This window comes from Rhodopseudomonas palustris (assembly GCF_013415845.1).
Lineage (GTDB): Bacteria > Pseudomonadota > Alphaproteobacteria > Rhizobiales > Xanthobacteraceae > Rhodopseudomonas > Rhodopseudomonas palustris_F.
Genome location: NZ_CP058907.1, coordinates 3,400,040 through 3,419,595, shown reverse-complemented (window position 1 = coordinate 3,419,595; position 19,556 = coordinate 3,400,040). Strand labels below are relative to the sequence as shown.

At 65.3% G+C, this 19,556-nt stretch carries 19 protein-coding genes; 13 read left to right on the top strand and 6 right to left on the bottom strand.

What is annotated here, in order from left to right; all coding sequences use genetic code 11:
- Positions 1-51: 51 nt before the first annotated feature.
- From gatB to HZF03_RS15595, 4 genes are all read left to right on the top strand, one after another.
- Positions 52-1,536 (top strand): Asp-tRNA(Asn)/Glu-tRNA(Gln) amidotransferase subunit GatB, encoded by a 1,485-nt coding sequence (gatB, locus tag HZF03_RS15610; protein ID WP_119018190.1) that lies wholly within the window; start codon positions 52-54, stop codon positions 1,534-1,536.
- A 523-nt stretch (positions 1,537-2,059) separates the two neighbouring features.
- Positions 2,060-2,197, top strand: coding sequence for a hypothetical protein (locus HZF03_RS15605; RefSeq protein ID WP_012496544.1), 138 nt, complete (start codon positions 2,060-2,062; stop codon positions 2,195-2,197).
- Between the two features lie 674 nt (positions 2,198-2,871).
- The gene (locus HZF03_RS15600) at positions 2,872-3,138 is read left to right on the top strand and encodes an SEL1-like repeat protein (protein WP_011158647.1); all 267 of its coding nucleotides are present in this window, start codon (positions 2,872-2,874) and stop codon (positions 3,136-3,138) included.
- A 142-nt stretch (positions 3,139-3,280) separates the two neighbouring features.
- Positions 3,281-3,727, top strand: a complete 447-nt coding sequence (locus HZF03_RS15595) for a cache domain-containing protein (protein WP_119018191.1) — start codon at positions 3,281-3,283, stop codon at positions 3,725-3,727.
- Between the two features lie 48 nt (positions 3,728-3,775).
- Here the strand turns inward: HZF03_RS15595 and HZF03_RS15590 are convergent, their stop codons facing one another.
- Positions 3,776-4,774 carry a Bug family tripartite tricarboxylate transporter substrate binding protein gene (locus tag HZF03_RS15590; protein ID WP_119018192.1) on the bottom strand — a complete coding sequence of 333 codons (999 nt, stop codon included), beginning with the start codon at positions 4,772-4,774 and terminating at the stop codon, positions 3,776-3,778.
- A 143-nt stretch (positions 4,775-4,917) separates the two neighbouring features.
- Between HZF03_RS15590 and HZF03_RS15585 the strand changes: the two genes are divergently transcribed.
- The 6 genes from HZF03_RS15585 to HZF03_RS15560 all read left to right on the top strand — a co-directional run bounded on the left by HZF03_RS15585 (position 4,918) and on the right by HZF03_RS15560 (position 10,481).
- Positions 4,918-5,502 carry an NnrU family protein gene (locus HZF03_RS15585; protein ID WP_104511617.1) on the top strand — a complete coding sequence of 195 codons (585 nt, stop codon included), beginning with the start codon at positions 4,918-4,920 and terminating at the stop codon, positions 5,500-5,502.
- A 2-nt stretch (positions 5,503-5,504) separates the two neighbouring features.
- Positions 5,505-6,329 carry a 3-methyl-2-oxobutanoate hydroxymethyltransferase gene (gene panB, locus HZF03_RS15580; RefSeq protein WP_011158643.1) on the top strand — a complete coding sequence of 275 codons (825 nt, stop codon included), beginning with the start codon at positions 5,505-5,507 and terminating at the stop codon, positions 6,327-6,329.
- Positions 6,330-6,491: 162 nt separating this feature from the next.
- Positions 6,492-7,148, top strand: a complete 657-nt coding sequence (locus tag HZF03_RS15575; RefSeq protein WP_119018193.1) for a tetratricopeptide repeat protein — start codon at positions 6,492-6,494, stop codon at positions 7,146-7,148.
- A gap of 45 nt (positions 7,149-7,193) precedes the next feature.
- Positions 7,194-7,745, top strand: a complete 552-nt coding sequence (locus HZF03_RS15570; protein ID WP_119018194.1) for a hypothetical protein — start codon at positions 7,194-7,196, stop codon at positions 7,743-7,745.
- 73 nt (positions 7,746-7,818) lie between these two features.
- Positions 7,819-9,198 carry a ribosome biogenesis GTPase Der gene (gene der / locus HZF03_RS15565; protein ID WP_011158640.1) on the top strand — a complete coding sequence of 460 codons (1,380 nt, stop codon included), beginning with the start codon at positions 7,819-7,821 and terminating at the stop codon, positions 9,196-9,198.
- Positions 9,195-10,481 (top strand): TCR/Tet family MFS transporter, encoded by a 1,287-nt coding sequence (locus HZF03_RS15560; protein WP_119018195.1) that lies wholly within the window; start codon positions 9,195-9,197, stop codon positions 10,479-10,481. Before der ends, HZF03_RS15560 begins: the two co-directional genes overlap by 4 nt.
- Before the next feature lie 20 nt (positions 10,482-10,501).
- Here the strand turns inward: HZF03_RS15560 and HZF03_RS15555 are convergent, their stop codons facing one another.
- The 5 genes from HZF03_RS15555 to radA form a co-directional block, all read right to left on the bottom strand.
- Positions 10,502-11,728, bottom strand: a complete 1,227-nt coding sequence (locus HZF03_RS15555) for an ABC transporter substrate-binding protein (RefSeq protein ID WP_011158638.1) — start codon at positions 11,726-11,728, stop codon at positions 10,502-10,504.
- 83 nt (positions 11,729-11,811) lie between these two features.
- Positions 11,812-12,555, bottom strand: coding sequence for an SDR family NAD(P)-dependent oxidoreductase (locus HZF03_RS15550; RefSeq protein ID WP_011158637.1), 744 nt, complete (start codon positions 12,553-12,555; stop codon positions 11,812-11,814).
- A 129-nt stretch (positions 12,556-12,684) separates the two neighbouring features.
- The gene (gene purF / locus HZF03_RS15545) at positions 12,685-14,214 is read right to left on the bottom strand and encodes an amidophosphoribosyltransferase (RefSeq protein WP_011158636.1); all 1,530 of its coding nucleotides are present in this window, start codon (positions 14,212-14,214) and stop codon (positions 12,685-12,687) included.
- Positions 14,215-14,237: 23 nt separating this feature from the next.
- Entirely contained in the window at positions 14,238-14,873 is a 636-nt protein-coding gene (locus HZF03_RS15540) for a CvpA family protein (protein ID WP_011158635.1), read from the bottom strand.
- A gap of 213 nt (positions 14,874-15,086) precedes the next feature.
- The gene (gene radA, locus HZF03_RS15535; protein WP_012496535.1) at positions 15,087-16,544 is read right to left on the bottom strand and encodes a DNA repair protein RadA; all 1,458 of its coding nucleotides are present in this window, start codon (positions 16,542-16,544) and stop codon (positions 15,087-15,089) included.
- Positions 16,545-16,691: 147 nt separating this feature from the next.
- Between radA and HZF03_RS15530 the strand changes: the two genes are divergently transcribed.
- From HZF03_RS15530 to HZF03_RS15520, 3 genes are all read left to right on the top strand, one after another.
- A complete protein-coding gene (locus HZF03_RS15530) occupies positions 16,692-17,084 on the top strand; it encodes a NifB/NifX family molybdenum-iron cluster-binding protein (RefSeq protein WP_011158633.1) in 393 nt (130 codons plus the stop codon).
- Positions 17,085-17,542: 458 nt separating this feature from the next.
- A complete protein-coding gene (locus HZF03_RS15525; protein WP_119018196.1) occupies positions 17,543-19,180 on the top strand; it encodes a hypothetical protein in 1,638 nt (545 codons plus the stop codon).
- Positions 19,177-19,434, top strand: coding sequence for a hypothetical protein (locus HZF03_RS15520; RefSeq protein ID WP_119018197.1), 258 nt, complete (start codon positions 19,177-19,179; stop codon positions 19,432-19,434). The genes HZF03_RS15525 and HZF03_RS15520 overlap by 4 nt, the downstream gene beginning before the upstream one ends.
- The last annotated feature ends 122 nt before the right edge of the window (positions 19,435-19,556 follow it).

The following is a 19,556-nucleotide window of genomic DNA, read 5'->3' as shown; positions in this document are numbered from 1 at the left end:
CGCCGGTTGCAGGGGTTTTCTCCGCGCCCGGAGCGGAGTAGAAACCTGCTTATGAACGCACCTGTCAAACCTTCGAAACTCATCAAGGGCGCCACCGGCGATTGGGAAGTCGTGATCGGGCTGGAGATCCATGCCCAGGTCTCTTCCAATGCCAAGCTGTTCTCCGGCGCGGCCACCGCGTTCGGCGGCGATCAGAACACCCACGTGTCGCTGGTCGACGCCGCGATGCCCGGCATGCTGCCGGTGATCAACGAGGAGTGCGTGCGCCAGGCGATCCGCTCCGGGCTGGGGCTGAACGCCAAGATCCATCTGCGCTCGGTGTTCGACCGTAAGAACTATTTCTACCCGGACCTGCCGCAGGGCTACCAGATCAGCCAGTACAAATCGCCGATCGTCGGTGAGGGCGAAGTGGTGGTCGACCTGCCGGACGGCGACAGCATCACCGTCGGCATCGAGCGGCTGCATCTCGAACAGGACGCCGGAAAGCTGCTGCACGACCAGCATCCGACTTCGACATTCGTCGACCTCAACCGCTCCGGCGTCGCGCTGATGGAGATCGTCTCCAAGCCGGACCTCCGCTCGTCCGAACAGGCCAAGGCTTACGTGTCGAAGCTGCGCACGATCATGCGCTATCTCGGCACCTGCGACGGCGACATGGAGAAGGGCAGCCTGCGCGCCGACGTCAACGTCTCGGTGCGCCGTCCCGGCGAGCCTTACGGCACTCGCTGCGAGATCAAGAACGTCAACTCGATCCGCTTCATCGGTCAGGCGATCGAATACGAAGCGCGCCGCCAGATCGGCATTCTCGAAGACGGTGGAACGATCGACCAGGAGACCCGGCTGTTCGACGCCAACAAGGGCGAGACCCGGTCGATGCGGTCGAAGGAAGAGGCGCACGACTATCGCTACTTCCCCGATCCGGATCTGCTGCCGCTGGAATTCACCCAGGCTTATGTCGACGACCTGAAGGCCGGCTTGCCGGAATTGCCCGACGCCAAGAAGGAGCGGTTCGTCCACGACTTCGGCCTGTCGGTCGAAGACGCAGGCGTGCTGGTCAGCGAGCGCGAGAGCGCCGAGTTCTACGAGGCGGTGCTCGCGCAGCTGAAGGACCAGGGTCGCGACGGCAAGCTCGCCGCCAACTGGGTCATCAACGAGCTGTTCGGCCGCCTCAACAAGGACGGCCAGTCGATCGATGCTTCGCCGGTGTCGGCGGCACAGCTCGCCGCCATCGTCGAGCTGATCGGCGAGGGCACGATCTCGGGCAAGATTGCCAAGGAGCTGTTCGAGATCGTCTGGACCGAAGGCGGTGATCCGCGCACGCTGGTGGAACAGCGCGGCATGAAGCAAGTCACCGATCTGTCGGAGATCGAGAAAGTGGTCGACGACATTGTCGCCGCTAATCCAGATAAGGTGGCACAAGTCGTCGCCAAGCCGGCGATGCTCGGCTGGTTCGTCGGTCAGGTGATGAAATCCTCCGGCGGCAAGGCCAATCCGCAGGCGGTCAACGATCTGCTGAAGCGCAAGCTCGGCCTCTGACGCACGACCTTGGTCGTCGCGTGCGAGCCGCCGCGACGACGCATCGTGCGCCCGCGATGGCCGCGGCGCTCGCGAATCAGCCGCATCTTCTCGTGCAGAAAACCCCTGTGCCGGAGCGTTTGGACGCTCCGGTGTGGCATTGCGCCTGAAAATTTTTTCATTGCCAAAGATTGCGACTCAGAGTCTGCGGATGGCCTTGCGCGACCGACTCGGCACTCGGTCCGGTTTTGCAAAGTAGTTAGTTAGCTCGATTTGTGAGTTGATGAAATCGCTGCGGCACAGGCGTTTCCCGCGATCTTGACAAGTGTCGATGCAGGTTTTTCGCGCATAACTCGGTTCGCGCGATCGATCTTCCGACGCCTCGTTCGCCAAGACCGCCTGTGCGCGAGGGACAACTCCCATCAACTCTTCCTTAAGCGGGACACTGTTTTTTTCAAAGCGTTGGTGTATTCGGGAATTAGTGCATCTCGATTCCCGAGTGCACGCAGCAGCAATCAAGCCATCTCACTTATCGGAGGGCAACATGGCCAAGAAAGCAGCGAAGAAGGCGGCGACCAAGAAAGCGGCGCCGAAGAAGGCGAAGACCGCGAAGAGCGCGGTGAAGAAGACCGCGAAGAAGACCACCAAGAAGGTCGCCAAGAAGGCCGCCAAGAAGAAGTAAGCTCGCTTTCGAGCGGGTGCCGGCAGCGTCACTGCCGGCCGCGTCACTGGACAGGCTCTTCGCACCGCGACACGAGCCAGGGCCTAGTCGACGAGAGGGTGTCGGCGAGACATCAGGTCAGACGACCGGATCCGACAGCGGCAGGGATCACCAGCCGCCGAAGAGCCCGGTAGAAGAAACGGTTTTTCTTCGAACGGTGCGGACACCAGGTCCGCAGTTTCATGGGCGGCGAGCCGCGTGTGAGATCTGAACCTGACGTGTTCGCCGACGCCCTCGTTGTTTGTGGGGCCTATCGCCCCGCGCCGGCACGGTCCGGCTGATCCAGTTCCATTCCTCCACATCGCCGAGTTCGATCAGCCTGCGGCAGCCATCTTGCGCCCGCGGTCGGCCCCGTCGTTTCCCCAGGCGGTTGTGGCGATGGTTATCGGTTCGCCAAACCGGAGGGTAAACCGTCTCTCACCAGATTCCAAAAGCCATTGCAGCACAGGCATTTCTTGAAATGCCCGGCGCCGGCCCTCGCGGCGCGTTCAGAAATCGTTTAGCGCAACGCTTAAACTGCTCTTCAAATTTGATCGGCCATCATTGCCCCATAACACGCCGGGTCACGGCGGTGGGGATGACAAACAGAGGACAGGAGCCGCCCTCGGTTCGGCGGCGAAAGATGGAGATCAAAGATGCTGCAGGGACATCTGAATATCGAAACTGCGATGCCGATCGAAGCCGGGGAGAACCCCGATGCGTTGTTCGATCTCGGTGTGCTATTCGCCTCGGGCCGCGGCGCGCCGGTCGACCTGATCGCCGCGCACAAGTGGTTCAACCTCGCCGCGCTGAAAGGCCGTACTGACGCGATCGCGTATCGCCGCGAGCTGGCCGAGCTGATGTCGGCGGACGAGATTGCGGTTGCCCAGCGCGAAGCCCGCGCCTGGATCTCCTCGCACTGATGGATCGCTTGCTTCCGCTGACGGCATGCGGCGCTTGGTATCGCCTTATGGTTCGCCCTAAGTCGCGCTGACCGCCGCAACTGACCGCGGATATCTTCTCCTCATGCTCCACCAAGGGAGCTTTCAAAGGAGGAGATGCCAGATGAAACTCAAATCAGTATTATGTCTCGTCGCCGGCGCCAGCATGTTTGCTGCCTCGGCCGCGTTCGCCGGCGAGTTCGGCACGGCCGACGAAGCCAAGGCGATGCTCACCAAGGCCGCTGCCGCGGTGAAGGCTGATAAGGCCAAGGCGCTCGCCGAGTTTGCCAAGGGCGAGGGCGGTTTCAAGGATCGCGACCTGTATCCGTTCTGCGGCGGGCCGGACGGCCTGTTCACCGCGCATCCGACCCTCACCGGCAAGAGCCTCAAGGAACTCAAGGACAAGACCGGCAAGCCGCTGGGCGAAGAGATCTACGCCACCGCCAAGGAAGGCGAGGTCAAGGAAGTCGCCTATATGTGGCCGCGCCCGGGCCAGACCGATCCGGTGCAGAAGGTCAGCTTCGTCACCAAGATCGGCGATCAGACCTGCGCGGTCGGCTACTACAAGTAAGCCCTTCGGGCAGCGAGACGGCGGCGGTGCGCTGCCCGCCGCCGGATCCTATTGCACCTTGATGCCCGCAGCGCGGATCACGCCCGCCCAGCTGCGCTTCTCGTCGGCGATCTTCTGGCGCAGCGCCTCGGGCGTCGAGGCTTCGGGCATCATCATCTGGGTTTTGAGCTTGGTGAGGACCGCCGGATCGGCCAGCGCGGCTTCGACCGCGCGGTGGATCGCTGCGATCAGTTCGGGTGGCGTGCCGGCTGGCGCGATCAGCGCGTTCCAGGCGTCCGACTGCACGTCGATGCCGCTCTCCTTCAGCGTCGGCACGTTGGGCAGGAAAGGCGAGCGCTCCGGCGTGGTCACCGCCAGGATCTTCACCGTCCCCGCCGCGTGCTGCGGGGCGACCGAGATCGCCGGTAGGCACGCGGCCTGGACGTCGCCGCGGGTCAGCGCGGTCATCGCATTCGGTGAGCCGGCGTAGGGGATGTGCACCATCGCGGCACCGGCCTTCTGCGCGATCGCTTCCATGCACAGCTGCGACAGCGAGCCGGCGCCGATCGACGCGTAGGCGAAACCGCCTTTGTCGCTTTTCACCTTGGCGACAAACTCGTCGACGCTGCCGATGCCCGCTGTCGCGGGCACGGCGAGCACGCTCGGCATTCGCGTCAGCAGCGTCACCGGTGCGAGGTCGCGTTCGGGATCGTAGGGCAACTTCGGAAACAGCAGCGTGTTGATGGCGAGCGGGCCGGGGATCGAGATGCCGAGTGTGGCGCCATCCGGGGCAGCCTTGGCCACCGCATCGGTGCCGATATTGCCGGAGGCGCCGGGCTTGTTTTCGATCACGAAGGTGGAGCCCGGATATTGCGTATGAAGCTGATCGGCCAGCACCCGGCCGACCAGATCCGGTGTCGCCCCCGCGGCGAACGGCACCACGATCCGCACCGTCTTCGGCGGCCACGCCGCCGGCTGCGCAGCGGCCGCGCTGCTGACTGCGCAAGCCGCAATGCCGAGCATCGCGAGCGTCGGCGGCAGGGTCCGGCGGAAGAGGTGTCCCAGCATTTGCATCGGTCCCGTAAACAATGATACCCGGATTTCGCCCGCACGGCGCCGCGCTGCGGCCGGCCGTGCGACGGCGCGGACCATAGGTGGAATTGGCCGATGCGCAAACCGCCGCAGGCGCCGGCCGAGACAGGAGTGACGCGATGGGACTTGCGTTGATGATCGTCGGCCTGGTGCTGTTCATCGGCACTCATGTCGTCACCACCCAGCGCGACCTGCGCAGCCGCCTGATCGGGATCGGCGGGGAGGCGGTCTATAAGATCGCCTATGCGGTGGTGGCGCTCAGCGGCCTCGCGCTGATCGCTTACGGCTTCGGATCCTATCGCGCGCACGGCTGGATCGACGTCTGGTATCCGCCGCACTGGACCAAGCATCTCACCGCGCTGCTGATGCTGCCGATGGCGATCCTGCTGGCTGCGGCGTATTCGCGCGGTCGCATCTACGCGGCGGTCAAGCATCCCATGCTCACTGCTGTTAAGCTGTGGGCGGTCGGCCACCTGATCGCGAACGGCGATCTCGGCTCGATCATCCTGTTCGGCTCGCTGCTGGCCTGGGCGGTGTACGACCGCATCTCGCTGAAGCGTCGCAGCGATGCCGGTGGTCCGCCGATCCCGGTCGGCGGTGCCAAGAACGACGTGATCGCCATCGTGGCCGGCGTCGTGCTGTATCTGGCGCTCGCCTTCGTCTTCCATCCCTACGTTATCGGCGTGTCCGTGTTCGGAGCCTAAGCATGTCTGTTCAATCGACCATTCGGCGGAAGACCGCTCCCGACATCCGCGCGCGCAAGGGCGGCGATCCGATCGTGATGCTGACGTCGTATCACGCTCACACCGCCTCGCTGGTCGATCGTTATTGCGACGCCATTCTGGTCGGGGACTCGCTCGGCAACGTGATGCACGGCTTCGAGACCACCGTGCCGGTGACGCTCGAGATGATGATCCTGCAGGGGCACGCGGTGATGCGCGGCTCGCAGCATGCGCTCGTCGTGGTCGACATGCCTTTCGGTTCGTATGAAGCCTCGAAGGAGCAGGCCTTTCACTCTGCCGCACGCATCCTCAAGGAGACGCATTGCGGCGCCGTGAAGCTCGAAGGCGGCGTGCGGATGGCCGAGACCATCGCGTTCCTCACCGAGCGCGGCATTCCTGTGATGGGTCACATCGGTCTCACGCCGCAGTCGATCAACACGCTGGGCTCTTTCCGGGCGCAGGGCCGCGAGGAGGGCAGCTGGGAACCGATCGAGGCCGACGCGCGTGCGGTTGCCGATGCCGGCGCGTTCTCGGTCGTGGTGGAAGCCGTCGCCGAGCCGCTCGGCCGCAAGATCACCGAGATGATTTCGATCCCGACCATCGGCATTGGTGCCAGCGCCGCCTGCGATGGTCAGGTGCTGGTGCTCGAAGACATGCTCGGCCTGTCGCCGAAGCCGCCGAAATTCGTCAAGCGCTATGGCGATCTCGGCCCCGGCATCGAAGCGGCGATCAAGGGCTATGCCGAGGAGGTCCGTTCGCGGGCTTTCCCTGGGCCCGAGCACGTTTACGGAATGAAATCGAAGGCGTGAGGTCACGGAAGGCGTGCGCGCCGGTCGAGGTATCCCCTTGATCCGGCTCGCTTTGCCTTGCCAGCGCCATAACGCTAGGGTATCGCCCGCGCGACCGCGAGGGATGGGCGAGCGGCAGCACCCGCCAGGATGCTGCGCTGTCGGGACAGGAAAAATCTCCAAGTGTCTGAATTATTTAATGAAGTCGACGAGGAGCTGCGTCGCGAGCGGCTCAAGAGGCTGTGGGACAAGTACTCGCTCGTTATCGTCGGCGGGGCGCTCCTGATCGTCGTCGGAGTCGGCGCTTGGCGCGGCTACGAATATTACGAGGCCAAGAAGGCGGCTGAAGCCGGCGCGGCGTTTGCCGCCGCCGCTGATCTCGCCGAGCAGAACAAGCATGCTGAGGCAGAAGCTGCGTTCGACAAGATCGCGGCCTCGGCGCCTGCGGGCTATCGCACTCTTGCGCGGCTGCGCGCTGCTGCCGAGATCGGCACGCGCGACGCGCAAGCCGCTTTGAAGCGTTACGACGAGATCGCGGCCGATCGCAGCCTCGCTGCGCCGTTCCGCGAGCTCGCCAGCATCCGCGCCGCCAACCTGGTGCTGGAGACCGCGAGCTATAACGATCTGGTGCAGCGCCTCGAGCCGGTCGCGTCCGGCAATGGCGCGTTCCGTCATACTGCGCGCGAACTGCTGGCGCTGTCGGCCTGGCGGGCCAACAACGTGGCGGCGACCCGGCAGTGGATCGACAAGATCACCACCGACGCCGAAACCCCAGGCAGCCTGCGCAGCCGCGCCGATGTGCTTCAGGCGCTGCTGCCGCCCACTGCGACCAAGAGCTGACGTCGTTCGAGCGACCGCGACACCAAAGATTGTGAGAGATAATCCATGCGCCTGTCGCACCGCCTGATTCCACTCGCCGTGCTGGTCGCGCTGTCCAGCGCTCTGGCCGGCTGTGGTAGCATGAGCAGCTTCGATCCGACCGACATGTTCGACTTCCTGGATCAGAAGAAGAAGCTCGCCGGCGAACGGAAGCCGGTGTTTCCGGAAGGTGTGCCGGGCCTCGAGCAGGGCGTGCCGAGGAACCTGTACAAAGACGAGGTCGAGCAGCAGCAGCGCCAGCAGGCCGCCGTCGACGCCGCTCCTGCGCCGGTCGAAGACAAGCCGAAGCCTGCCGCTCGCTCCAAGAGCCGGCATAGCTCTGCAGCCCGACGCCCGGCCGCAGCAGCGCCTGAACCCGCCGCCGAACCGGCTGCCGAGGAGGAGGGCGGAGCCGCCGCCGTGCCGCCGGCGCCGAAGCCGGCCAAGCAGTCGCGCCGCCGCGTCACCACCCCGCCGGCCGACGATCAGTCGTCTGCCCCCGCGCCGGCCCAGTCGCAGTCCTCCGGAACGGCTCCGTCGTTCCCGGCGCCGCTGCCGAGCGGCAGCTTCCAGCGCTAATAAAGGGCTCCGACCTCGAAGGTCTGACCCGAGCGACATTGACAGGCCGCCGCTTCTCGGCGACGGATCAGCCATGTCTTTCACCCTCGCAATTATCGGCCGGCCCAACGTCGGCAAATCGACGCTATTCAACCGCCTCGTCGGCCAAAAGCTGGCGCTGGTGGACGATGCGCCCGGCGTCACCCGCGATCGCCGTGAAGGCGAAGGCCGGCTGGGCGATCTCAACTTCACTCTGATCGACACGGCGGGCCTCGACGAGGGGCCGAAGGGCTCGCTCACCGCCCGAATGCAGGAGCAGACCGAAACAGCGATCGAACTGGCGGATGCGCTGTTGTTCGTGTTCGACGCTCGCGCCGGCCTGACGCCCAACGACCGTGCCTTTGCCGATTTCGCCCGCCGCGCCAACAAGCCGGTGGTGCTGGTGGCCAACAAGAGCGAGGGCAAGAGCGGCGAGATCGGCGCGATGGAGTCCTACGCGCTCGGCCTCGGCGATCCGGTGCAGATTTCCGCCGAGCACGGCGAGGGCATGGGCGAACTCTACGATGCGCTTCGTCCGCTGCTGCCGGAGCCGGTCGAGGACGAGGAAGACGACGAGCCTGCCGACCAGAGCGAGGAAGCGATCGCGACTCGGCCGATCCGCGTGGCGATCGTTGGCCGTCCCAACGCCGGCAAGTCGACCTTCATCAATCGCCTGCTCGGCGAGGAGCGGCTGCTGACCAGCCCCGAAGCCGGCACCACCCGAGACTCGATCGCCGTCGAGGTCGAGTGGAAGGGCCGCGACTTCCGCGTGTTCGATACTGCGGGACTGCGCCGCCGCTCGCGGATCGAAGAGAAGCTGGAGAAGCTGTCGGTCGCCGACGCGCTGCGCGCGGTGCGTTTCGCCGAAGTCGTCGTGCTGATGATGGACGCGCAGAATCGCTTCGAGGAGCAGGATCTGCGGATTGCCGACCTCGTCGAGCGCGAGGGCCGGGCGCTGGTGATCGCCGTCAACAAGTGGGACCTGATCGAGCGCCAGGGCGGCCAGATCGCGCAGTTGCGCACCGACGCCGACCATTGGCTGCCGCAGATCAAGGGCGTGCCGATCGTCGCCACCTCGGGCATGCTGGGCGAGGGCGTCGACCGCCTGATGCAGGCGATCCAGGATGCCTATGCGGTGTGGAACAGGCGTGTGCCGACCGCGGCGCTGAACCGCTGGTTCGAGCAGGCGATTTCGCAGAACCCGCCGCCGGCGGTCTCGGGCCGCCGCCTGAAGCTGAACTACGTCACCCAGACCAAGGCGCGGCCGCCGAGCTTCGTGGTGTTCTGTTCGCGCGCCGACGCGGTGCCGGAATCGTACTTGCGCTATCTGGTGAATAGCCTGCGCGGTGCGTTCGATCTGCCCGGCACGCCGGTGCGGATCACGCTGCGCGAGAAGGCCAATCCGTTCGCGCACAAGCGTAAACGCAAGTCATGACCGAGGAAGCCGCAGCGCAGCAGACGCCGGTGCCCGGCATGACCGGGCCGCGCCGCGCCGCCGTCGGCTTCATCTTCATCACCATCGCGCTCGATATGCTCAGCCTCGGCATGATCCTGCCGATCCTGCCGAAGCTGATCGAGAGTTTCTCCGACGACAACACCGCTAACGCGGCGCGGATCTACGGGCTGTTCGGCACCGCCTGGGCTCTGATGCAGCTGTTCGCCTCGCCGATCCTCGGCGGGCTGTCGGACCGGTTCGGGCGGCGCCCGGTGATCCTGCTGTCTAATCTGGGGCTCGGCCTCGACTACGTCCTGATGGCGTTGGCGCCGTCGCTGTGGTGGCTGTTTGTCGGCCGGGTGATCTCGGGCATCACTTCGGCCAGCATCTCGACCTCGTTCGCCTATATCGCCGACGTCACGCCGGCGGAAAAACGTGCGGCGGTGTTCGGCATGGTCGGCGCTGCGTTCGGACTCGGCTTCACCTTTGGGCCGGCGATCGGCGGTCTGCTCGGCGGTGTGGATCCGCGGTTGCCGTTCTGGGTGGCTGCGGCGCTGAGCCTGGCGAATACGTTGTACGGCCTGTTTGTATTGCCGGAGTCGTTACCGCGAGACCGACGCTCGCCGTTCCGCTGGAAGTCCGCCAATCCGATCGGGGCGGTGCGGCTGCTGAGTTCGAACGCGCGATTGGCGGCGCTTGCGGTGGTCGAGTTCTGTGCCGAGGTGGCGCATGTCGCGCTGCCGGCAACCTTCGTGCTCTACACCGGCTATCGCTATGCCTGGGATCAGACCACGATCGGGCTGGCGCTGGCGTTCGTCGGCGTCTGCACCACTATCGTGCAGGGCGGGTTGGTCGGCCCCGCGGTGAAGCTGTTCGGCGAGCGCAACGCGCAGATCATCGGCTATGGCGGCGGTGCGCTCGGCTTCCTGATCTATGCGCTGGCGCCGAGCGGGACGCTGTTCTGGATCGGCATTCCGGTGATGACGCTGTGGGGCATCGCCGGGCCGGCAACCTCGGGGATGATGACGCGGCTGGTCTCGCCGTCGCAGCAGGGCCAGTTGCAGGGCGCCACCACCAGCGTCAAGAGTGTCGCCGAACTGATCGGCCCGTTCCTGTTCACGATGATCTTCGCGTACTTCATCGATGCTGGCGCGCCGCTGCAGCTGCCCGGGGCGCCGTTCCTGCTCGCTGGTGCGCTTCTGGTCGTGTCCGTGGTGATCGTGGCCTTCGCATCGCCTGCCGCCGACAGCAAACAGGCGCCGCAAGCGGCGCCTGAAAGCTGAGCGGATGATGGATCGCCGGCTTACTTCTTGACCAGCGGGCACTCGCTGTCCGCCAGCGGACGCGCAGCGTCTTCGGCGGAGATGTCGGCGATCTTCTTGTAGTAGTCCCACGGGCCCTTGGATTCGGCCGGCGACTTCACTTCGAACAGGAACGCCGGCACCAAGCGACGTCCATCGGCGCGGATCACCGACTTGCCGAACGGCAGATCGTCCGCCGGGATCTCCTTCATCTTGGCGACGACCTTGGCGCCGTCATGCGGATTGCCGCCCATCGCCTCCAGCGTCTTCAGATAATGCAGCACCGCGGCGTACACGCCGGCCTGGGTCATCGACGGCTTGGCGTTGTTCTTGGCCTGCTTCTGGAAGCGGTCCGCGAACGCACGCGTGTTGTCGTTGAGGTCCCAATAGTAGGATTCGGTGAAGGTCAGGCCTTGCGCCGTCTTCAGCCCGAGCGAGTGCACGTCGTTGATGAACAGCAGCAGCGCGGCCAGCTTCTGGCCGCCCGCGGTGATGCCGAACTCGGCGGCCTGCTTGATCGAGTTGGTGGTGTCGCCGCCGGCATTGGCGAGGCCGATCACCTTGGCCTTCGACGCCTGCGCCTGCAGCAGGAACGACGAGAAGTCCGGTGTATTCAGCGGATGCTTGACGCTGCCGATGACCTTGCCGCCATTGGCCTTGACGACCGCGGTGGTGTCGCGCTCGAGCGCGGCGCCGAACGCGTAGTCGGCGGTGAGGAAGAACCAAGTATCACCGCCGGCCTTGGTCAGGGCCTGACCAGTGCCGTGCGCCAGCATGTAGGTGTCGTAAGTCATCGAGATGGTGTTGGCGTTGCACGCCTTGCCGGTCAGATCGGCGCTGGCGCCGCCTGAATTCATCAGGATGCTGTTCTTTTCTTTGACCAGATTGCTGATCGCCAGCGCGACGCCGGAGTTCGGCGTGTCGGTGATCAGGTCGACCTTGTCGACATCGATCCACTGCCGCGCCAGATTGACGCCGATGTCCGGTTTGTTCTGGTGATCGCCGGAGACCAGTTCAATCTTCCAGCCTTTTGCTTCGAGCCCGGAATCGGCAATCGCCATCTTGGCGGCGACGACCGAGTTCGGTCCGCCGATGTCGGCGTACAGGCTCGACATGTCGTTAAGTACGCCGATCTTAGCGGTCTTGTCGCCGGACTGGGCCGACGCCGGCAGGATCAACGCCGCACTCACCAACGCAGCAGCGATGGCGTGCGAGAACACTCCTCTCATCACTTCCCCCTTATGTATGGATAGCTGATTGACTGCGGATGTTTCCCCGCTTGCAGTCAGTCAATCGCGCTGCCGGGCCGAAGTCAATCGGCCTGGGGGTCTTTCAGGGTGCGAGAGGGGCCGTCGAACAGCTTGCCGGTTTCTGTAAAGGACGGCAGGCACAGCGGCAGCAGCAGCTCGGCCGCCTGGTCCGGCGTCGGCAGGGTCTCGGGATCTTCGCCCGGCATCACGCTGGCGCGCAGCTTGGTGCGGGTCGGACCGGGATCGAACAGGTTGATGCGGATCGGCGTGGTGTTGACCACTTCCTTGGCCCACACCTGCACCAGCGTTTCCAGTGCGGCCTTCGATGCCGCGTAGGGGCCGCGATAGCCCGGTGCCTTACCGCCGGCGCGCGAGGTCAGGAATACGGCGCGGCCGGCGTCGGAGGCGCGCAGCAGCGGTTCCATGCAGCGGACCAGCTGGAAGTTCACATTCAGATTGATGCCGATGACGTCGAGCCAAGGCTTCAGCTCGATATGGCCGAGCGGCGAGGACGGCCCGCCGATACCGGCGTTGCCGACCAGGACGTCGAGCTTGCCGTGGCGTTCGTAGATCGTGCCGCCGAGGCGGCCGATGGCCTGGTAGTCGGTGAGATCGAGCGGGACCAGCGTCAGCGGATGACCGCCGTCCTTACGCACTTCGTCGTCGAGCTCTTCGAGGCCACCCTGGGTGCGGGCGACGGCGATGACGTGCGCACCAGCCTTGGCGAGCGCCTTTGCGGTGGCATAGCCGATGCCGCGCGAGGCGCCGGTGACGAGAGCGATGCGGGAGGCGAGAGGTTGGGTCATGTCAGGTCCGGCTCAAGATATATCGCGCATTCTCATACGCGGACCGGACCCGAGTATCCATCCTCTAAAAGAGGTATCGTGGGCGTCGTCACCGGCAGACCGAGGACGACGCCAAAGGCCGTTGCCCGATCAGCTCGCCTCGGCCAGCAGCGACAATTGCCGCGGCGCCGACTCAGTCTGATTGAGATCGGTGAGGCCGGTCGGATAGTCGCCGGTAAAGCAGTGGTCGGTGAACTTCGGCAACGCCGGATCGCGGCCCGGTTCGCCCATCGCGCGATAGATGCCATCGACCGACAGGAATGCCAGCGTGTCGGCGCCGATCAGGTCGCGCATCTCTTCGAGCGAATGCGTCGCGGCGAGCAGGCCGGCGCGGTCCGGGGTGTCGATGCCATAGTAGTCCGGGTGCGTGATCGGCGGCGAGGCGATGCGGAAATGCACCTCGCGGGCGCCGGCATCGCGCATCATCTTCACGATCTTCTTCGATGTCGTGCCGCGGACGAGGCTGTCGTCGATCAGCACGATCCGCTTGCCTTCGATCGCGGCGCGGTTCGCCGAGTGCTTCATCCGCACGCCGAGTTCGCGCACGCTCTGGGTCGGCTGAATGAAGGTGCGGCCGACATAGTGGTTGCGGATGATGCCGAGTTCGAACGGCACGCCCGACTGCCGCGAATAGCCGATCGCCGCCGGCACGCCAGAATCCGGCACCGGGACGACGACGTCGGATTCGACGTGGCTCTCGAGCGCGAGCTGGGCGCCGAACGCCTTGCGGACGTCGTACACCGAGCGGCCGCCGACCACCGAATCCGGGCGCGCGAAGTAGATGTACTCGAAGATGCAGGGGCGGGGCGGCTGCGGCGGAAACGGCTTGTGGCTGGTGACGCCATGGCGGTCGAACACGATGACTTCGCCGGGTTCGACGTCGCGGACGTAATGCGCGCCGATGATGTCGAGCGCACAGGTCTCCGACGCCAGGATCGGGCAGCCGTCGAGTTCGCCGAGCACAAGCGGGCGGATGCCGAGCGGATCGCGGGCGCCGACCAGCTTCTTGTTGGTCAGCGACACCAGCGAGTAGGCGCCTTCCAGCGCGCGGAGCGACTCGATGAAGCGCTCGATGAAGCGGGTCTTCTTGGAGTGCGCGACCAGATGCAGGATCACTTCGGTGTCGGTGGTCGACTGCATGATCGCGCCGCTGCGGATCAGCTCACGGCGCAGGGTGAGGCCGTTGGTGAGATTGCCGTTGTGGCCGACCGCGAAGCCGCCTGCATTGAGCTCGGCGAACAGCGGCTGCACGTTGCGCAGGATGGTCTCGCCGGTGGTCGAATAGCGGACGTGGCCGATCGCCGAATTGCCCGGCAGCCGCGCGATTACGTCGGCGCGGGAGAAGGTGTCGCCGACCAGGCCGAGGCGGCGCTCGGAATGAAACCGGCCGTTGTCGAACGAGACGATGCCGGCGGCTTCCTGACCGCGGTGCTGCAGGGCGTGCAGGCCGAGCGCGGTGATCGCGGCGGCATCGGGGTGCCCGAAAATGCCGAACACGCCGCACTCTTCGCGCAGCGTGTCACCATCGGTATCGAAAACGGTATCGTCGAGGATGTGCTGGTCGCGAGCGTCCGAAGCGGGCGTTGCGGCGTCGTCGGAAGAGCTGAGCATCGCGTCCATCGCGCCTCTCTTGTAGGACACGCTCAGCGCGTGGCCGGTTTGCCCTCTATCAGCTTTTTCAGGCCGTCACGGGCGGGTTTGCTGTAGCCGTCATTGGCACCGGGAGCAGCCGAATCCTCGGTCTGCTGCTGGTCTTCTTCCGGCTTGTTCTTCTTGAACCGCTTCAAGATGGTATTTTCAGGGTCGTCCGGCAAGAGCGTCATCAGCCAATCGCCGGTTCCTTGCAGCACGGTGCGCGACTTCGCGTTGGTGACCCACTCGGGGCGCTGCTTGTCCGGCACCAGCCAGTTGAAGAACAGATACGCCACCACCACGATCAGAAGACCGCGGGCGAGACCGAACAGAAAACCGAGGGTGCGATCGAGCGCGCCGATGCGCGAATCCAGGATCATGTCCGAGATCCGCACCGTGATGATCGACACGATGATCAGGGTGCCGAGGAACACGCCAGCGATCACCACCACGGCGGCGACCGTCTCCGACGAGAAATAGGTCCGCGCTGTCGGCATCAGCTTTTGAAATGCGTACAGCGTCACCAGCGCGGCGGCGCCCCAGGCCGCGATCGACAGCACTTCGCGCATGAAGCCGCGCACCATCGCGAGCAGCCCCGACACCAACATCACCGCGAGAACAACGAGATCAAGGATGGTAATCGGCATCGGCAGGTCAGGTCCGCTCGGTCAGCACAACGGCGAATCGGCGTGCACGGGGTCGGCACAGGTGACGGTGGTATGGCACGCGGCGCAAGGCGAGAAAACCACCCCCGTCCGCCTCGCTACAGCAATGTTCCGCTGGGTTAAAGCTTGGTGGCCGGATACGTTCAGCTTGCGCGGCCGTTGTATAGCGGCGCGTCCCGGAAACGTCACGCCGCTTCAAGCTTCCTGGCGCCGGAATCGCGCCGGTGTTGCATTTGAGGCAGCTTTCGTCCGCGGCGCACCATCGTCGTCGCCCCGCCGCGTGCCGCGCGCGGCGATATCCGCCACCAGACTGGACAGGCCGCCGACCGATTGCAGCGCCAGACCGGCATCAGCGGGTGTTTCGCCGCGGGTCTGTTCCGGCAGCACCGCGCGGGCAAAGCCGAGTTTGGCGGCTTCCTTCAGCCGCGCCGGGGTCTGCGCCACCGGGCGAACCGCGCCCGACAGCGAGATCTCGCCGAAATACACCGCGTCGGTCGGCAGCGGTGCGTTCGCTAGGGATGATACGAGGGCTGCAGCGGCGGCAAGGTCGGCGGCGGGCTCGTTGATGCGCAGGCCGCCGGCGACATTGAAATAGACATCGTAGCCACTCAGCTTGACGCCGCAGTGCGCTTCGAGCACCGCCAGAACCATCGACAGCCGCGCCGAATCCCATCCGACCACCGCGCGCCGCGGCGTGCCGAGCGTCGAGGGGGCCACCAGTGCCTGCAATTCCACCAGTACCGGCCGGGTGCCTTCGATGCCGGCAAATACGGCGGTGCCCGGCGAGCCTAGGTCGCGCTCGGACAGAAACAGCTCCGACGGGTTGCTGACTTCGCGCAGCCCCAGGCCGGTCATTTCGAACACGCCGATCTCATCGGTCGGGCCGAAGCGGTTCTTCACCGAGCGCAGGATGCGGAACTGCTGCGAGCCTTCGCCTTCGAACGACAGCACCGCGTCGACCATGTGCTCGACGACGCGGGGGCCGGCGATCTGGCCGTCCTTGGTGACGTGGCCGACCAGGATGATCGCCGCGCCGGTCTTCTTGGCGAAGCGGATCAGCGCCTGCGCCGAGGCACGGACCTGGGTCACCGTGCCGGGCGCCGACTCCACTGTGTCGGTCCACATCGTCTGAATTGAATCGATCACGATCAGCTTCGGCGTCGCGCCTTCGGACAACGTCGCGACGATGTCCTCGACCGACGTTTCGGCGGCGAGCTCGACCGGTGCCGAGGCGAGGCCGAGCCGTTCGGCGCGCAGCCGCACCTGGGCAATCGCTTCTTCGCCGGAAATGTAAACGGTGCGGTGACCGGCCTTGGCCATCAGGCTTGTGGCCTGGGTCAGCAGCGTCGACTTGCCGATACCCGGATCGCCGCCGACCAGCAGCACCGAGCCGCGCACGAAGCCGCCGCCGGTGACACGGTCGAGTTCGGCCATGCCGGAGGGCAGGCGAGGGGCGTCGTTGCTCTTGCCGGCCAGCGATTCGAGTTTGAACGTCCGGCCCCGCCGCTTGGCGCGGATCGACACCGGCACTGCGTTGTCACCGGCTTCTTCGACCAGCGTATTCCACTCGCCGCAGGCCTCGCATTTGCCCTGCCAGCGATTGAACGCCGCACCACAGTTCTGACAGACGAAGGAGGAGGAAGCTTTGGCCATGAGGGTGCTCGGCTTGACCCGGAAAGGTGTGTCATTGATGTTCACATTTTGTTCTATTCGTCAACGGTCCAGCAGACAGATGCCGAGATTTGATCGAGGATCCCGACAATCAGCAGCCGCCTCGAAAGTGCATGGGAAAGACCGGACATGAAGATCGCCATCCCTACCCAAGACTGGGCCACGATCAGCGGTCATGCTGGGCAGGCGTCACGCTGGATGGTGTACGATCTCGCCGAGCATCGCGACGGTCGACCGCTGCCACCGCCGTCCCAGGTTGAACTGACGAAAGAACAACTCCCGCACTACTTCAAGGACGACGGCCCGCATCCGCTCGACGGCGTCGAGCTGATCGTCGCGGGCAGCGCTGGCGACGGCTTCGTTCGTCACATGAAGAAGCGCGGCGCCGACGTGCTGCTCACCGGCGAGACCGACCCGGCGACGGCGCTCGAGCACATCGTCAAGGGCGAAGCCTTGCCCGACCAGCGCTTCGATATCACCACCACGCTGTGCCGGCTGCGCGACCTGTTCTCGCGGCACTGATTGCGACGCACGGGATCGGCCCGATTAGTTGGCCGCCGCAGCGCCTGGTTTGAGACCCACAATACGACCTCTCAGGTCAGCGCGCCGAAGCGTTTGAACGTCACCGGAGTGCTGGCATAGGCCCGGAGCGAATTTGCTGCCTCGGTGCTGATGAGGTGCCGCGCGCAAAGCCGTTGTACAGGAACAGGGGCTCATCGGGCCGGTCGAGACCACGATGCCGGTGGGATGGCCGGCGCCGGCGCGCGCGAGTTGCAAAGCGTGATGACGAACTTCTGTTTCGCCAGTCAATGCCGCATCCTCGATATCGCGATATTTACTCTTTGTTTAGGATGCGTGCCTTTCACCGTCCAATTTCGAGCGATCGCCGCCCAGGTTTCAGGGCCTGCATTGACCTCGTGCTAACGCGCAGCGCGCGATGATCCGCCGCGACCAGACACGGGGCGAGGGGACTTCGCGTGATGATCAAGGCTGCCGATGCCGCGCCGGGCGGCGGACCGACGCTCGGCTGGTGGGCTGCGGCGGCCGCGCTTCTGGTTGTCCTGCTGGTGCCGCTCCTGATGGTCGACGTGCCGCCGGTGCTCGACTATCCCAATCATTTGGCGCGCTACTTCGTGCTGGCGCATCCGGACGATCCAATCCTGTCGCAGGTGTACGCGCCGCATTGGCGGATCCTGCCTAATCTCGGCATGGACGTGATCGGCGCGGCGCTGCTCAAGGTGTCGAGCGTTCACGTCGGCGGCCGCATCCTGCTGGCGCTCAGCCTGCTGATGCCGGTGATCGGCGCCATCGTGTATCACCGCGTGGTGTTCGGCCGGTTCTCCTATTGGTCACTCGCCTCCGGCGTCGTCGCTTACAACGCCGTGTTCTTTCTCGGCTTCATGAATTTCCTGCTGTCGCTCGGTCTCGCGCTGATCGGCGCGGCCGCCTGGATCGCGCTGCGCCGGCGTAACCGCAACGTGGCGGCGGTGGTGATCGGTGCCGCATTCGCCGCTTTGACCTTTTTCTCGCACATCTTCGGCGTGGCGCTGTTCGCGCTTCTGATCGGCAGCGAAGAGATGGCGCGGATCGTGCGAGCCCGGCGGGATGGCGCGCCGGTGTTCCGCGAGATGGCGGTCTCGGCCCTGCTGCTGACGCTCGCGCTCGCTCCGGCGGTCGCGCTGTATCTGGCAAGCCCGCTCTCCGAAGCCGGCGCCGGGGTCGGCCCGTGGCGCGGCCTTGCGAAGATGTGGGATCTATTTGCGCCGGTGATGACGACCAGCGAAGTCGTGACGATGCTGAGCGTCGGTGCGTTGTTGATCGCGCTCGGACTGGTGATAACCGGTGCGCGGTGGGCGCCGGCGTTGCCGCTGACCCTGGTGGTGCTGGCGGCTGGCTTTGTGATCGTGCCGGCGATGTACAAGGGCGGCAGCTTTCTCGACATTCGCCTCGCGGTGATGGCGGCCGTGCTGCTGTTCGCCGGCATGCTGCCGCAGCTCTCGCCGCGCCGCGCTGTGGCCGTTGCAGCACTGGTGATCGCGTTGATCGCCGGGCGATCGGCCTATGTATCGAAGGACTGGTACGACCATCGCCATGATCTCGCCGAGCTGCGCGCTGCGATCGCACATGTCGAGCCTGGCGAGCGGGTGCTGATGGCCCGCGGCCGCGCGGTTGATATCATTGCCGCGGCGCAGGCCGGCCGCGCGTTGGCCCGTTACTTCCCGCTCGACAACCACGTCGGGGCACTGCTGACGATCGAGCGGCGCGCGTTCTGGCCGTTGATGTTTGCCGACGCCACGCAGCAGCCGATGGTGGTGAAGCCGGCGTTTGCGTCCTATGCGGCGCCGCTTTGCGAGCCGGTGGAGCTGTCGATGCTGATGGAGACGGCGTCGTTGCAGGTCGGGCAGGCGGGGCACCGCTGCAAGAATTATCTCGCCGACTGGCCCCACCGCTTCGACGCGGTGCTGATGCTCGAGCCGCCGGCCACCGTGCCGTCGCCGGAGCTCTCGCCGGCCTATCGGGGCAATTATGTCGCGCTGTATCGCGTGACGCCGCCGCAGGCCCAGCCGGGTTCCGCTGGCCGCGTTCATGCCGGTGAGCTAAGCTCGCCGGTGCAATGACCCCGCGTCGTCACGACAACGATCACGAGCGCCGCAAATGGCGCCAGGTCGCCGGCCATTTCGGCATGGGCGCGGCGTTCGGCGCGCTGTTCGCCGGCATCGTGCTGTTCAACAATTACTTCGGTCTGTCGAGCGTGATCGCGACCAGCGAGGCGCCGATCCTGGTGCGCATCATCTTCGTGGTCGGCGTCGCCGGATCATTCGCCTTCATGGCGGCGATCACCGGCTTTTTGTTTCTGGTCCACGAAGATTGAAAAGCGAAGCGAGGCCATCCGTCATTGTGAGCGAAGCGAAGCAATCCAGCGTAGTTCACTGTGCTGGATTGCTTCGTTGCTTCGCTCCTCGCAATGACGGGGAGAGTTTGTAGTTGAAGCGC